The following is a 12,996-nucleotide window of genomic DNA, read 5'->3' as shown; positions in this document are numbered from 1 at the left end:
GGACCCGGAGAGAAAATAAATGGATAACAATGTGCTGACCGCGAGCCTTGCCGATGCAATGGTCCGCGTGACCGAAGAAACAGCCATCGCTTCTGAGCGCCTTGCTGGACGCGGCGACGAGAAGAAGGCTGATGCAGCCGCTGTCGATGCCATGCGCAAGGCCTTCAATGCCGTGGACTTCCAGGGCCGCGTCGTGATCGGCGAAGGTGAGCGCGACGAAGCTCCAATGCTCTATATCGGCGAAGAGGTCGGCACTGGCAAAGGCCCGGCCATCGACATCGCGCTCGACCCGCTCGAAGGCACGACGCTGACCGCCAAGGCAATGGCAAACGCCCTCGCTGTGCTGGCGATTGCGCCGCGCGGCGGCCTGCTGCACGCGCCTGACACCTATATGGACAAGCTGGCCATTGGCCCGGGCTATCCGGAAGGCATCGTCAGCCTCGACGCCACGCCGGCCGAGAACATCCAGGCGCTGGCCAAGCATTCCGGCCGCCGGGTTGAAGACATGACGGTTTGCGTGCTGGACCGCCCGCGCCACCAGGACATCATCGACTCGCTGCGGTCGGCGGGTGCACGTATTGCGCTGATCAGCGATGGCGATGTGGCGGGCGTGATCGCGACCACCAACAAGCTGACCGGGATCGACATGTATGTCGGCCAGGGCGGCGCGCCGGAAGGCGTGCTGGCTGCGGCTGCGCTGAAGTGCGTGGGCGGACAGATGTATGGCCGTCTTGTGTTTCGCAATGATGACGAGAAGAAGCGCGCAACTCGCGTTGGCATCACCGATTTTGGCAAGACCTATAGCCTGAACGAGCTGGCTTCCGGCGAGACCGTGTTCTGTGCCACCGGCGTGACCAAAGGCAACCTGCTCGACGGCGTTCTGTTCCGCGATGGCCGCGTGCATACCCACACGCTCGTCATGACGTCCACGGACGGCATGGTGCGCTACGTGCGCAGCTCGCGCAAAGTCTGATTCAGCGTTACTGGCTGAGTTGTCTGTCCCGACCCTATCGCGGGTCGGGCAGTGCGCTTGGGATTGTCCTGGGCTTGACCGGGCTTTTGTCTAGGGCTTCTATGCAGGCGACATATGGGGCGCGGCAGGAGACTGGCGATTTGCCACTGATGCGAAGATGCGCCGGATGAACTTGCGCAGAGCGCGCAGTTCTTGAGGAATTCCGCTGAGAAGCGGTTTAACCGCAATGGGGGTCACTTGTTCAAACCCTTCATAATAAATCGGCCCGTTTTCTTTGGCTCGATTTCCATCATTCTCGTTTTCCTCTCGATCGGGATTATTTTCCCTGGGCGCGCCGAGCATATGTTCGGCGCGTTGCAGAGGTCTCTGTTGGATACGTTTGGCTGGCTTTATCTGCTGGTAGTGGCGATCATTCTGGTTGCCGTCCTGCTGATGTGCCTCGGGCGGTATGGGCGGCTCAAACTTGGGCCGGATGACGCAACACCAGACTTCAGCTTCGTGTCCTGGCTCGCCATGCTTTTTGCGGCCGGTATGGGGATCGGACTGATGTTTTACGCGGTGGGCGAGCCGATGAGCCATTTCATGGCGCCTCCGACTGCTGAACCCCGAACCGTGGAAGCGACCCGCGAAGCGATGGCGGTCACCTTCTTTCATTGGGGCATTCATGCCTGGGCTATTTATGCGGTTGTCGGACTGTCGCTTGCTTATTTCGGATACAGGTACAACCTGCCGCTGACGATACGGTCTGGCCTTTACCCTCTGCTCAAAGAGCGTATCAACGGGCCAATCGGACACGCCGTCGATATCTTCGCAATTGTTGGAACCATGTTCGGCATCGCCACCTCGATGGGGTTTGGCGTATCTCAGATCAATGCGGGGCTGAATTATCTGATTGGCTTGCCGATCGGACCTGCTGTTCAGCTGCCATTGATTGCAGTGATCACATTGCTGGCGACCATCTCGGTTGTCACAGGGCTCGACAAGGGCGTGAGAATTCTCTCCGAAACAAACCTTGTCGTTGCCGTCCTGCTTATGATCTTTGTGTTGATTTTGGGCCCGACGACGGAATTGTTGCGGGATTTCGTGCAGAATATCGGGCTCTATCTCGACTCCCTTCTGCTTCGCACGTTCAATATTTATGCCTATGAGCCGACGCCATGGATCGATGCGTGGACATTGTTCTATTGGACCTGGTGGATTTCCTGGTCGCCCTTCGTGGGGATGTTTATTGCGCGGATTTCTCGTGGCCGCACGGTGCGTGAATTTGTAACCGCAGTGCTTTTCATTCCTGCCGGGTTCACCTTTTTCTGGATGACCGTGTTCGGCAACACAGCAATTTTCTTTGATACAGGTATTGCCGCAGGCGAGTTGGGCAAGGCGGTCAGCGAAGACATCTCCGTTGCGCTTTTCAAGTTCTTCGAATACCTGCCTTTCCCCGTCATTACATCCACCCTGGCGGTGACCCTTGTTGCGATCTTTTTTATTACATCATCCGATTCCGGATCATTGGTGATCGATTCCATAGCGGCAGGTGGCGAAACCGAAACGACCACCGGTCAACGAGTGTTCTGGTGTGTCATGGAAGGTGTTGTGGCCGGCGCATTGCTCCTGGCGGGCGGACTGGGTGCGCTGCAGTCGGCGACGATCGCGAGTGCGCTGCCGTTTACTTTTGTGCTGCTTGCGCTTGTCTGGTCGTTGATCGTCGGAATGCGCGCAGACCTTCACCAGATCGCGCAATCTACGCAAAGACGAACGCCGGGAATGCAGCCTGCGGCGGGTCTGACCTGGCAGCGGCGTCTTGCGTTGATCCTGCATGCGCCGACGGAAGCGGAGGTCCGCAAATTCATATCCCGTGAAGTTCGTCCTGCGCTCGATCAAGTGGCGGAGGAATTGAGTTCGAAAGGTCTCGCGACGCATATCGTAGACGATGAAAAGGGGGGCGTTGCTCTTCGATCACCTGCGGAGGGCATGCGAGATTTCATCTATGGCGTAAGCGTTGTTCCGCAGCGACTCGCGTCGATTTCCCCGCTCCGGGCAAAGCCTGAGTTCCGGTTTGAGGCGCGAACCTACTTTGCCAGCGGTGGGCGCGGTTACGATGTTATGGGCATGCATAGAGATCAGCTCATCGCGGACATTCTCGTGCAATTCGAAAGATACCTGACGGTTCTCCAATCGCCGGAGGCCGAGCTTTTGCATGGCGCGCCCGAGCACGACCCTCAATAGATTGGGTGTGGTCTGACTGAAAATCGTCAGTCCACGGGCAGGCTTTCAAGTCCGAAGAGGGCGTATTGCAGGCTTTGAGCTATGCGGTTGGCGCGTTCCATGAAGAAGGTGGCGGCCTCCGGGGTGGTGGCGGTGTCGCGGAGGGTTTGTTCGAACAGGGCGAGCCAGAGATTGAAGTGGAATTGCTGGATATGGCGGTGTTTTGCGTGAGCAGGCACCGGGCGGCCGGAATAGCGGCCTGTGCCGAGCGCGACCGAGGACCAGAAATCTTTCATCGTATCGAGGTGTGGCCCCCAATCGGAGATGGCCACATCGAAGACCGGGCCGAGAACGGGATGAGCGCGTACGCGGGTGTAGAAGGTGTCCACAAGGGTGGAGATATAGTCTTCCGTGACGCCGAGGGCGGCGGCCTGATCGCGCAATTCCTGGCGGCGTTCTTCGGCGCTTCTGACGCGGTAACCGGTCATGTGAGGGCCTTTCTGTGTTCTTTTGGGCCTTTTCGGGGACAGTTTGGGACGATCCGGGACTTTAAGCGGACAGACAAGGACAGGGCGATACGTAGTTGACCGGGGCGCGGCTCAAAGACGCTGGGCCAAGACAATATCGTCAAACACCTTGTCGCCGACCTGGAACCGGCGGGTGCCGGCAAGTTCAAACCCGTTTTTCCGGTAGAAGGCGATGGCGCGCTGATTGTCTTCATAGGTGCCGAGCAGGAGGCGGGGCGCGCCGCGCTGGCGGGCGTCTTCGACGGCGGCTTCGATGAGGCGCGGGCCGGTGCCCGAGCCATGGAAGCGGGAGAGGACGTAGATGCGTTTCAGCTCCACATCGCCAGGTTCGATCGGGATGGGCAAATCCGGCGGGCAGTTGACCGCGTAGCCAACCGGCGCGCCTGTGGCGGCGTATTCGGCGAGCCAGACAGAGCAGGCCGGATCGGCCAGATACTTCGCATAGACGGCGGGCGAATGCTGGTGGGTGCAATGGCTGACCATGGCGTTGCCCTCGATCAGCTCGACATAGGTTTCCAGGAAGGTGGCCGCGCCGATATGGGCGAGGCGTTCCGCATCCTGACTATTGGCGCGGCGGAGGATGATGTTGCTCATGGGGCGGGCTGGGCCTCGGATTCGCAGCGGGCGAGGAAAGCCTCGATGGAGGCGATGGCCTGCTCGGCGCGACCTTCCCACGGGCCGGTGATCAGCTGGTAGGGCACACCGGATTTGCCAATCAGCTCGACAAAGCGATCATGCATCCAGCCGCGGATCTTTTCGCCGTCACGTACGCCGTCCTGCACGAAGGGTACTTCGGGCGTGGGGATGAGGTAGAGGTCTACCTTATCGGCATTGCCGATGGCGTCGACAGCTGCGTGGCGCTTACCGGCATAGCGCTCAAACCATGTGCCGGTGGCGAAGGCGTTGGTATCGCAGATGAGGACGCGGTTTGCGTGGCGGGCGGCCTCGTTTTCGCGGCGCTGCTGTTCCTGCGCGATGTGGATGAAATCTTCGTCCGTCCATTCCGGAATGTCGCCGCCTTTGAGCGACTGGGCGGCGAGTTTCTCCTCCCAGTTCTCGCGGCCATATTCGGCGACCCAGACCGTGTTGTAATGTTTTGCCAGCTCAATGCAGAGCGTGGTCTTGCCGGTGGATTCAGCGCCGACCAGCACGACACGCAGGACTTTTCCGCAACTCATTCTGCAACCGCCTTTCGCCATTCCATCAGGCCCATCACGGCCAGCGCAAGGAAGACGCCATAGAGCAGGGCCGTGAGGGAGAGGCCATTGTAAAGGCAAACCGGGATGTAGATGACGTTAGCGGCGATCCATAGCCACCAGCATTCGAGGATCTTGCGGCTCTGTGCCCATTGGGCGGCCAGGCTGATCGAGGTGACGAGGGCGTCCCAGAATTTGGTGGCGCCGCCGGCCTCGGTGAGGAAGCGGTAGAGCAGCGCGGTGGCCCCGGCGATGCCGAGCGCGGTGAGCAGCCATTCGAGGCGCAGGGCACGCGAAACTTTCAGGGCGCCGTGATTTTCCCCGCCGCGGAGCCAGAGATACCAGCCAATCAGGTTCATCGCGAAGAAGACGAGCTGCAGGCCTGCCGTGGCGAAGAGTTTCGACTGGAAGAAGATGAAGGCGTAAATGCCGACCGTGACGAGGCCGAGCGGGAAGTTCCAGATGCTCTGGCGTGTGACGAGCCAGACGCAGAAGACACCGGTGACGAAGGCGACCGCTTCAAGCGCGCTGGCGGCGCCTGTGTGCCAGGCGAAGGCGGCAATGCCGGCGGTAAGGAAAACGAGGCCGGCGAGCAGCGCCTGGCCGGGCAGGCGGGAACCGGATGTCTCAGAGGCTTGAGGCTCGGTCATCCGGTTCGCCTGTCGGAAGAAAAGAGGCCGGCTTATGAAGGCCGGCCTCGGATTGGATCAGGCTTTGCCCATCTCGATTTCGAGGTTCTGGGCGACTTTCTCGATGAAGCCTTCGGTCGTCAGGTAGCCCTGATCGGGGCCGACGAGGAGGGCGAGGTCTTTCGTCATGAAACCGGCTTCGACGGTTTGCACGATGACCTTTTCGAGCGTCTGGGCGAACTTGCGCACTTCGGGGGTCTCGTCCATGCGGCCGCGATGGTCGAGGCCCTGCGTCCAGGCGTAGATCGAAGCGATCGAGTTGGTCGAGGTCGCTTCGCCCTTCTGGTGGTTGCGGTAGTGGCGCGTGACGGTGCCGTGAGCGGCTTCGGCTTCGACGGTCTTGCCATCGGGCGAGAGCAGCACGGAGGTCATCAGGCCAAGCGAGCCGTAGCCCTGGGCAACCGTGTCGGACTGAACGTCGCCGTCATAGTTCTTACAAGCCCAGACATAGCCGCCCGACCATTTCATGGCAGCGGCGACCATATCGTCGATGAGGCGGTGCTCGTAGGTGCCCTTGAAGGCGGCGAACTGGTCCTTGAACTCGGTTTCCCAGATCTCGGCGAAGATGTCCTTGAAGCGGCCGTCATAGGCTTTCAGGATGGTGTTCTTGGTCGAGAGGTAAACCGGCAGCTTGCGCTGGAGGCCGTAGTTGAACGAGGCGCGGGCGAAATCGCGGATCGACTCGTCGATGTTGTACATGCCCATGGCGATGCCGGCGCCGGGGAAGTCGTAAACTTCTTTTTCGATGACCTTGCCGTCTTCGCCTTCGAATTTCATCGTCAGCTTGCCCTTGCCGGGGACGAGGAAGTCAGTGGCGCGGTACTGGTCGCCGAAAGCGTGACGGCCGATGATGACCGGCTTCGTCCAGCCCGGAACGAGGCGCGGGATGTTGGAGATCACGATCGGCTCGCGGAACACGACGCCGCCGAGGATGTTGCGGATGGTGCCGTTGGGCGACTTCCACATCTTCTTCAGGCCGAATTCCTCAACGCGTGCTTCGTCCGGCGTGATGGTCGCACATTTGACGGCGACACCGTATTTCTTGGTGGCTTCAGCCGCGTCGATGGTGATCTGGTCGTCGGTTTCGTCGCGTTTCTGGATCGACAGGTCGTAATATTTCAGGTCGATGTCGAGATAGGGGTAGATCAGCTTGTCCTTGATGATCTGCCAGATGATCCGGGTCATCTCGTCCCCGTCCATCTCCACAATCGGGTTTTTGACCTTGATCTTCGCCATTTTTTAGAATCCTTGCGCTGCGTACGGTTTGCCGGGGCTATAGCAGACCCACAGGCGGCGTCAAAACCCGGAAGGTAGGCACTCATGCAAGGCAAACCTGCAATTATCCTGCACGCTCCCCAGTTGGGCGAAAATATCGGCGCGGCGGCCCGTGTAATGCTCAATTTTGGTCTGACGGACCTGCGGTTGGTGCGCCCGAGGGACGGCTGGCCGAGCGAGGCGGCCGAGGCGATGTCTGCCGGGGCGCTGGGGCAGGGTGTTGAGGTGACGGTGTTCGACACGCTGGAAGCGGCGATGGCGGACCGGACCTATACCATCGCCACGACGGCGCGGCCGCGCGGGATGGAGAAGGCCGTGTTTGGCGCCGCCGAAGCGGTGGACGACCTGAAGGCGCGGGGCGGGAAGGTGGCCGTGCTGTTCGGGGGCGAGAAATCCGGACTGCCGAACGAGGCGGTGGCCTTATGCGACGCGATCCTCACCTATCCGGTGAACCCGGATTTCTCATCCCTGAACCTGGCGCAGGCGGTCGGCGTGTTCTGCCATCAATGGGGGGCGAGCGCGGGGCTTGGCGGGAAGTTTGAAGGCAAGGCCGAGGGCGTGGGCGAGACGGCGACGCGCGAAAACCTGATCGGCATGTTCGAGCATTTCGAGGCGGAGCTGGAGCGGGCAGGTTATTTCTATCCGCCGGAAAAGACGCCGGTGATGATCACCAATTTGCGCAACGCTCTGGTGCGTGCTCAGTGGACGGAGCAGGAGGTGCGCACCTTCCGCGGCGCGATCAAGGCGCTGAGCCTGGGGCGGGGGAAGGCGCGGGTTGTGCGGGAGGACTAGGTTTCCTCACTCCGCTCATTCCCGCGAAGGCGGGAATCCGGACAGGGTTCGCATTGCCTTGCGAGATCCCCGCCTTCGCGGGGATGAGCGGGTCACTTTTAAGCGGGATACTGGCGGGCGGATGGGGCGGAGGCCCTCACCTCCCACCGCCTTTGGCGGCGGGCCCCTCCTCTCCCGCGCAAGGGGAGGTGAGGGTCATTTGAGTCGCGCCGCAAACGGTTAGCGAGTTCTTAAGAAACTCGTGTGACTTTTCTACTCAATCATGAAGCAAAGAATTTGCCGAAGCGGGCGGTCTGGCGGGGATGCGTCCGGCCGGTTCGTGTGTGCTTTGTGCTGCGTGATCTGCTGCCCCTTGCGAACAATTATGGAGATGACCTGTGTCGCAAACTGCCTATCTGGTATCCTGCGAAGTGCTGTGCGGCGAGGGGAGCGATGGCGCCCTGGAAGGCATGGACCGTGCTTATCTGATCGTGGCCGTCAACGCCGCGAGCGAAGATGAAGCATTCACGAAAATCGAAGATTCCTTTGACGAGGAAGGTTACGCGCTGGTCGAGGCCGAATGGGTCGCGGCAGCAGACGAAGTGGAATGGGATGACGCCGAAACCGAAGCCGAGGGCAAGGACCTGATGGCACGGCTGGCCAGCATTCCGGAAGAAGTTGTGTACGGACCGCTCTATCCGGCTTCCGACGAGGAAGAGGAAGACGAGGTCGAAGAGGCCGCCTGACGGAGGCCTTGGTTGGTTAAACTGGGAAATGCAAACGGCCACTCTGGGGAGTGGCCGTTTTTTTTGTTTCCCGTGGAGGGGTGGGGATTACTTGCCCTTCCAGACAGGGGCGCGTTTTTCGATGAAGGCGCGGGGGCCTTCTTTATAGTCTTCGGTGGTGACCAGGCTGGCGAAGGCCTTGCCGGAGTCTTTCCAAAGTTCTTCATCCGACTTGGTGAAGGCATCGAGCGCGACGGTGCGGCTGGCGAAGACGGCGAGCGGGGCGTTGGCCGTGATGCGGCCGGCGAGCTTTTCGGCTTCGGCCATGACTTCAGCTTCCGGAACGACCTTGTTGACCATGCCCAGCTCGTAAGCGCGCTGGGAGGAGAGCGGGTCGCCCGTGAGGATGGCTTCCAGGGCGGCAGCCTTGCCGATCTGGCGCGGCAGGCGGAAGAGGCCGCCAGCACCAGCGACGAGCGAGCGCTTGACTTCCGGCAGGCCGAAATTGGTGTCGTCCGCGGCGACGATCAGGTCGCAGGAGAGGGCGATTTCTGTGCCGCCAGCGAGCGCCGAGCCGGTGATGGCGGCGATGAGCGGCTTGGTGCGCTCGCGCTTGGCGATGCCGGCGAAGCCGCCTTTCTTGGTGGAGAGGGCGCCGCCATTGCCGGCGGAGATTTCTTTCAGGTCTGCGCCCGCGCAGAAGGCCTTGCCGACGGCGGTGAGGATGCCGACCCAGACTTCCGGATCTGCTTCCATCTGGTCGAGCGCGGCTTCCATGGTGGCGGCCATTTCGCCGTTGATGGCGTTGCGCGCCTCCGGACGGTTCATCGTGATGATCGCGACATTGCCTTTTTTGACGTATTCGACGGGCATTTCTGGGCTCTCCCTAAATTGAGTTGGGGAGAGCTAAGAAGGTTTCCGCAACGTCGCGCAAGAACCCCTCTTGCGCGACGTTGGGGCAAGTCGGCGAGCTATGGGCCATGAAGCTGACACTTGATCCTGAATATGAAGCCTTTCGCGCGGAAGTCGCTGAGACCCTCGCGAAAAATGTCCATCTTGCGCCCACGGCGGACGACAAGGGGTATAAGAACCCCAAGCGGATCGCCTGGCAGAAATTCCTGATCGAGAATGGCCTGGCGGCCCGCACGATCCCCAAGGAATATGGCGGATACGGCGCGGAGCCGGACATCCTGAAGGCGCGCATCATCGCCGAGGAATTTGCGCGCACGCGCATTCCCGGGCCGATGGCGGGGCAGGGCATTTCGATGTTCGTGCCGACGCTGCTGGAGCTGGGCACCGAGGCGCAGAAGCAGGCTTATATCCGCCCGACCATCCAGGGCGAGATGATCTGGTGCCAGGGATATTCCGAGCCAGGCGCGGGATCGGACCTTGCCGCGCTGCGCACGAGCGCAGTGGAAGACGGCGATCATTATGTAATCAACGGATCGAAGATCTGGACCTCGACGGCGAAACAGGCCGACATGATCTTCTGCCTTGTGCGGACGGACCCCGCCGCGAAGAAACATGAGGGCATCACCTACATCACCTTCCCGATGAGCACGCCGGGGATCGAGGTGCGCCCGCTGGTCGACATGACGGGCACGGCGAACTTCAACGAAGTTTTCTTCACCGATGTCCGTGTGCCGAAGAGTGGCGTGATCTTTGCGCCCAACAAGGGCTGGCAAGTGGCGAATGCCACACTGACCCATGAGCGCGGCATGCTGGGCGACCCGAACGCGACCAAGGCGCGGCTTGTGGAGCTGATCGCCCTGATGCAGGCGGAAACGATGAATGGCGAGCGGCTGATCGACAATCCGCTGCTGCGCGACCGGCTGATGAAACTTCAGGCGGAAGTCTATGCGATGCAGGCCAATGGCCTGCGCATCACGACGAGCCGGTTGCAGGGGCAGCCGGCAGGGCTGGCGGGTCTTGTGGTGAAGCTGCAGGGATGTGATCTCAATCATGAGATTGCACGCCTGGCCATCGATGCGCTGGGCGATCTGGGCATCCTCTATGAAGAGGGCGAACATCTGCGCGCGAATGGGAGCTGGCAGTGGCGGTATATGTATGACCTCGGACTGATCATCGGGGGCGGTACGGCCCAGATCCAGAAGAACATCATTGCGGAACGTGGCCTAGAGATGCCGCGTGAGCCGAAGCTGGCGAAGGCTTAAGACTATGGAATTTGCACTTTCTGAAGACCAGCGCATGCTGCAGGACAGCCTGAAGGGCGTGCTTGGGGACGCCGCTTCACTAGACCGTATGCGGAAGATTGCCGCAGACGATGTCGGGGAAGGCTCTGCGCTGGACGAGGCTTTGGCCGGGTTTGGCCTTTCGGCGCTGCCCGTGCCGGAATCGGCGGGCGGGTTGGGGCTGGGCGCTCTGGACGCTTGTCTCGTGCAGGAGGCGCTGGGCTATAATGTGGCTCCGTCGCGTTTTCTGGCGACAGCGGTCGCGGCGCGGGTATTTGCCGGCAAGCCGGAGATCCTCGGTGGGCTCGCTTCGGGCGATGTGAAGTTTGCGCTGGCGGTGACGGAGCTGTTCTCCCGGCGCGACGGTGCAGGCGTGGAGCTGAAAGGCGGCAAGCTTTCCGGCAAGAGCCTGCTGGCCCAATCGGTGGACGGGGCAACGCACCTTCTGGTGGCGGATGCGGCCGGAACGTTGCATTCGGTGGAGGCCGCAGCAGCGGGTGTGACCGTGATGCGGACGATTGACCGGACGCGGAGTTTCCATGAAGTGACGCTGGACGGCGCAACGCCGCTCGCCAGCGCGACGCCGGATGCTGAAACGATGGCTTTCGCGCGCCTGCTGGTGGCAGCAGACACACTCGGCGCAGCGCAGGCGATGATCGACAAGGCCGTCGCCTATGCCAAGGAGCGCCAGCAGTTTGGCCGGGTGATCGGTTCGTTCCAGGCGGTGAAACATATGTGCGCAGAGATGGCGGCCAAGCTGGAGCCCTCGCGCGCGCTGATCTGGCATGCGGCGCACGCGCTGGACATCGGCGACAGCGAAGGCCCGTTCATGGCGAACCTTGCCAAGGCGCACCTGGCCGAAGTGGGCACGTTCGTGGCCCGCACCTCGACCGAGGTGCACGGGGGCATGGGCTTCACCGATCTTGTCGGCCTGCACTACTGGTACAAGCGCATCGGCGTGAACCGGCAGCTGCTGGGTTCGCCGGAGCAGGCCCGCCAGACCGCCGCACAATTGCAAGGACTGGTTGTGTAGAGCTGCTGCACCCCACAAAATAACAACTGTGCCGCGAGTTTTGTCTTGCGGTTAACCAAGAGTTGTGCGATCCCATCCGCATTATACACGTTATGGTCGTATTTTGCGGAGGTGATCTATGGCGACGATTGAGATCGATTATGCGCGGTTGGCGCGCCGGGCCGAGGAGTTTGGTTTCCGGCGTGGCGAGTTTGTGGAGCTGAAGGCGGGCCTGCTGCTGGCGGCGGAGTTGACCGGGCAGACCATGGCGACGCCGGAGTCGATCACCTGGATCGACAGCCTGACCGGGATTACCGGCTGGGTGACCGGGAGCCCCGTGGACGGAATCTTCATTTCCGTTCCGCTGACCGAGGCGGGCGTTGGGGCCGTGCGCGATGGCAGCTTCGTGCCCGGCTGGCCGTCGCTGGCGCATGTGTGTTGCGAGGGGGAGGCGTGCGCGGGCGTCTATATCGGCGTCTATGCCGGGGCCAACAAGGATGCACGCCGGCGCGTGATGATGGCGGCCGGTGTGATCCGTGTGGATTGCTTCGCGGCGGTGCCATGCTTTGCGCGCGGAGCGACAGAAGACGGCAAGCGCTCGATGGCATCGCTGGGCTTCCAGCCAATCGAAGGCGGGTTGTCGGACCTTTGGGGGCAGGAGCCGCTGGCGGCAGGGCAGATTGTGACGAAGGAGGATGCGGCATGAGCCGGTATCCTTCGATTGGTGAGCTTGTGCTCGCCCGGCCATTGCCGGAAGGAGCGCTGGAGACCTATTCCGCGCGCCCGGCCCGAACCCTGGAGGAATACCAGCAGGCAATGGCTATCCGCGCGGCGGTCTACATGGCCGAGCAGGACTGCCCGTATGACGAAGAGTATGATGGCAATGATTTCACGGCGACGCATATGGTCGTTTATGCTGGCGCGCGCCCGATTGGGGCGATCCGTGTGCGGTGGTTCTCTGGATTTGCGAAGGTGGAGCGCACATCGATCTTGCCTTCGTTCCGGGGAACAGCGGCGCTGAAAGTGCTGCTGGCGGAGACGTTCGAGATTATCGCGCGCAAAGGATACCGGCTGGCGTTGGCGCAGATCCAGGCGCGTCTTTGGCCGACCTGGAGCCGGGTGTTCCGCTGCCGGCTGGTGATCGAGCGGGAAGGGTTTGCATTTTCAGGCTTTGAGTATGCGGAGATGGAAATCCCAGTACCGCGCCATCCGGAAGTGTTGGGGGTGAGAGCCGACCCACTTCAGGTGATCCGACCGGAAGGTGCGTGGGACGATATGGGGGTGCTGGACAAGTCCGCCGGGCGACCGACGGACGGGGCAAAAGCGGCGTAGGCGGTGCTGATGCCTTCCCGAGAAGTATACGGCGTAAAATGACACTGGGGACATTTGCTGGCCGCGCGCTTGTTTTTGGAAACAGCGCGGGCCAGAACAGCG

14 protein-coding genes are annotated in these 12,996 nt (G+C 61.4%); 8 read left to right on the top strand and 6 right to left on the bottom strand.

Annotated elements, in window-relative coordinates; translation table 11 throughout:
• The first annotated feature begins 19 nt into the window (after positions 1-19).
• Positions 20-973 (top strand): class II fructose-bisphosphatase, encoded by a 954-nt coding sequence (glpX, locus tag K1X12_RS13795; RefSeq protein WP_255563944.1) that lies wholly within the window; start codon positions 20-22, stop codon positions 971-973.
• 237 nt (positions 974-1,210) lie between these two features.
• Positions 1,211-3,196 carry a BCCT family transporter gene (locus K1X12_RS13790; RefSeq protein ID WP_220988140.1) on the top strand — a complete coding sequence of 662 codons (1,986 nt, stop codon included), beginning with the start codon at positions 1,211-1,213 and terminating at the stop codon, positions 3,194-3,196.
• A gap of 26 nt (positions 3,197-3,222) precedes the next feature.
• Here K1X12_RS13790 and K1X12_RS13785 read toward each other — a convergent pair whose 3' ends face one another.
• From K1X12_RS13785 to K1X12_RS13765, 5 genes are all read right to left on the bottom strand, one after another.
• The gene (locus tag K1X12_RS13785) at positions 3,223-3,663 is read right to left on the bottom strand and encodes a group III truncated hemoglobin (protein ID WP_220988139.1); all 441 of its coding nucleotides are present in this window, start codon (positions 3,661-3,663) and stop codon (positions 3,223-3,225) included.
• A gap of 111 nt (positions 3,664-3,774) precedes the next feature.
• Positions 3,775-4,296: a GNAT family N-acetyltransferase gene (locus K1X12_RS13780; RefSeq protein WP_220988138.1), complete on the bottom strand. Its 522-nt coding sequence runs from the start codon at positions 4,294-4,296 to the stop codon at positions 3,775-3,777.
• Positions 4,293-4,880, bottom strand: a complete 588-nt coding sequence (locus K1X12_RS13775) for an AAA family ATPase (protein ID WP_220988137.1) — start codon at positions 4,878-4,880, stop codon at positions 4,293-4,295. The genes K1X12_RS13780 and K1X12_RS13775 overlap by 4 nt, the downstream gene beginning before the upstream one ends.
• Positions 4,877-5,548: a nicotinamide riboside transporter PnuC gene (pnuC, locus tag K1X12_RS13770; protein ID WP_220988136.1), complete on the bottom strand. Its 672-nt coding sequence runs from the start codon at positions 5,546-5,548 to the stop codon at positions 4,877-4,879. The genes K1X12_RS13775 and pnuC overlap by 4 nt, the downstream gene beginning before the upstream one ends.
• Positions 5,549-5,605: 57 nt before the next feature.
• Entirely contained in the window at positions 5,606-6,823 is a 1,218-nt protein-coding gene (locus tag K1X12_RS13765) for an NADP-dependent isocitrate dehydrogenase (protein WP_220988135.1), read from the bottom strand.
• An 84-nt stretch (positions 6,824-6,907) separates the two neighbouring features.
• Here K1X12_RS13765 and K1X12_RS13760 point away from each other — a divergent pair, with 84 nt between their 5' ends.
• Together K1X12_RS13760 and K1X12_RS13755 are read left to right on the top strand one after the other, a co-directional pair.
• Positions 6,908-7,654 carry an RNA methyltransferase gene (locus K1X12_RS13760; protein WP_220988134.1) on the top strand — a complete coding sequence of 249 codons (747 nt, stop codon included), beginning with the start codon at positions 6,908-6,910 and terminating at the stop codon, positions 7,652-7,654.
• A 377-nt stretch (positions 7,655-8,031) separates the two neighbouring features.
• The gene (locus K1X12_RS13755) at positions 8,032-8,379 is read left to right on the top strand and encodes a hypothetical protein (RefSeq protein ID WP_220988133.1); all 348 of its coding nucleotides are present in this window, start codon (positions 8,032-8,034) and stop codon (positions 8,377-8,379) included.
• Between the two features lie 87 nt (positions 8,380-8,466).
• Here the strand turns inward: K1X12_RS13755 and K1X12_RS13750 are convergent, their stop codons facing one another.
• Positions 8,467-9,231, bottom strand: coding sequence for a crotonase/enoyl-CoA hydratase family protein (locus K1X12_RS13750; RefSeq protein ID WP_220988132.1), 765 nt, complete (start codon positions 9,229-9,231; stop codon positions 8,467-8,469).
• A 107-nt stretch (positions 9,232-9,338) separates the two neighbouring features.
• On the opposite strand from K1X12_RS13750, the gene K1X12_RS13745 reads away from it, so the two are divergent.
• The 4 genes from K1X12_RS13745 (at position 9,339) to K1X12_RS13730 (ending at position 12,894) form a co-directional block, all read left to right on the top strand.
• Positions 9,339-10,532: an acyl-CoA dehydrogenase family protein gene (locus K1X12_RS13745; protein ID WP_220988131.1), complete on the top strand. Its 1,194-nt coding sequence runs from the start codon at positions 9,339-9,341 to the stop codon at positions 10,530-10,532.
• Between the two features lie 4 nt (positions 10,533-10,536).
• On the top strand, positions 10,537-11,583 hold the full coding sequence (locus K1X12_RS13740; RefSeq protein ID WP_220988130.1) for an acyl-CoA dehydrogenase family protein: 1,047 nt from the start codon (positions 10,537-10,539) through the stop codon (positions 11,581-11,583).
• Positions 11,584-11,701: 118 nt separating this feature from the next.
• A complete protein-coding gene (locus K1X12_RS13735; RefSeq protein WP_220988129.1) occupies positions 11,702-12,268 on the top strand; it encodes a hypothetical protein in 567 nt (188 codons plus the stop codon).
• Positions 12,265-12,894 carry a GNAT family N-acetyltransferase gene (locus tag K1X12_RS13730; protein WP_225907986.1) on the top strand — a complete coding sequence of 210 codons (630 nt, stop codon included), beginning with the start codon at positions 12,265-12,267 and terminating at the stop codon, positions 12,892-12,894. The genes K1X12_RS13735 and K1X12_RS13730 overlap by 4 nt, the downstream gene beginning before the upstream one ends.
• Positions 12,895-12,996: the final 102 nt, after the last annotated feature.

It is taken from the genome of Hyphomonas sediminis (assembly GCF_019679475.1).
In the GTDB taxonomy this organism is placed as follows: Bacteria; Pseudomonadota; Alphaproteobacteria; order Caulobacterales; family Hyphomonadaceae; genus Hyphomonas; species Hyphomonas sediminis.
This window is presented reverse-complemented; position numbering and strand designations above follow the sequence as displayed.

Excerpts from the sequence above, each read along its gene's own strand:
- K1X12_RS13745 (WP_220988131.1), top strand. The coding sequence starts at position 9,339 with ATGAAGCTGACACTTGATCCTGAATATGAAGCCTTTCGCGCGGAAGTC.
- K1X12_RS13735 (WP_220988129.1), top strand. The coding sequence starts at position 11,702 with ATGGCGACGATTGAGATCGATTATGCGCGGTTGGCGCGCCGGGCCGAG.
- K1X12_RS13760 (WP_220988134.1), top strand. The coding sequence starts at position 6,908 with ATGCAAGGCAAACCTGCAATTATCCTGCACGCTCCCCAGTTGGGCGAA.
- glpX (WP_255563944.1), top strand. The coding sequence starts at position 20 with ATGGATAACAATGTGCTGACCGCGAGCCTTGCCGATGCAATGGTCCGC.
- K1X12_RS13740 (WP_220988130.1), top strand. The coding sequence starts at position 10,537 with ATGGAATTTGCACTTTCTGAAGACCAGCGCATGCTGCAGGACAGCCTG.
- pnuC (WP_220988136.1), bottom strand. The coding sequence starts at position 5,548 with ATGACCGAGCCTCAAGCCTCTGAGACATCCGGTTCCCGCCTGCCCGGC.
- K1X12_RS13730 (WP_225907986.1), top strand. The coding sequence starts at position 12,265 with ATGAGCCGGTATCCTTCGATTGGTGAGCTTGTGCTCGCCCGGCCATTG.
- K1X12_RS13785 (WP_220988139.1), bottom strand. The coding sequence starts at position 3,663 with ATGACCGGTTACCGCGTCAGAAGCGCCGAAGAACGCCGCCAGGAATTG.
- K1X12_RS13750 (WP_220988132.1), bottom strand. The coding sequence starts at position 9,231 with ATGCCCGTCGAATACGTCAAAAAAGGCAATGTCGCGATCATCACGATG.
- K1X12_RS13765 (WP_220988135.1), bottom strand. The coding sequence starts at position 6,823 with ATGGCGAAGATCAAGGTCAAAAACCCGATTGTGGAGATGGACGGGGAC.
- K1X12_RS13780 (WP_220988138.1), bottom strand. The coding sequence starts at position 4,296 with ATGAGCAACATCATCCTCCGCCGCGCCAATAGTCAGGATGCGGAACGC.
- K1X12_RS13775 (WP_220988137.1), bottom strand. The coding sequence starts at position 4,880 with ATGAGTTGCGGAAAAGTCCTGCGTGTCGTGCTGGTCGGCGCTGAATCC.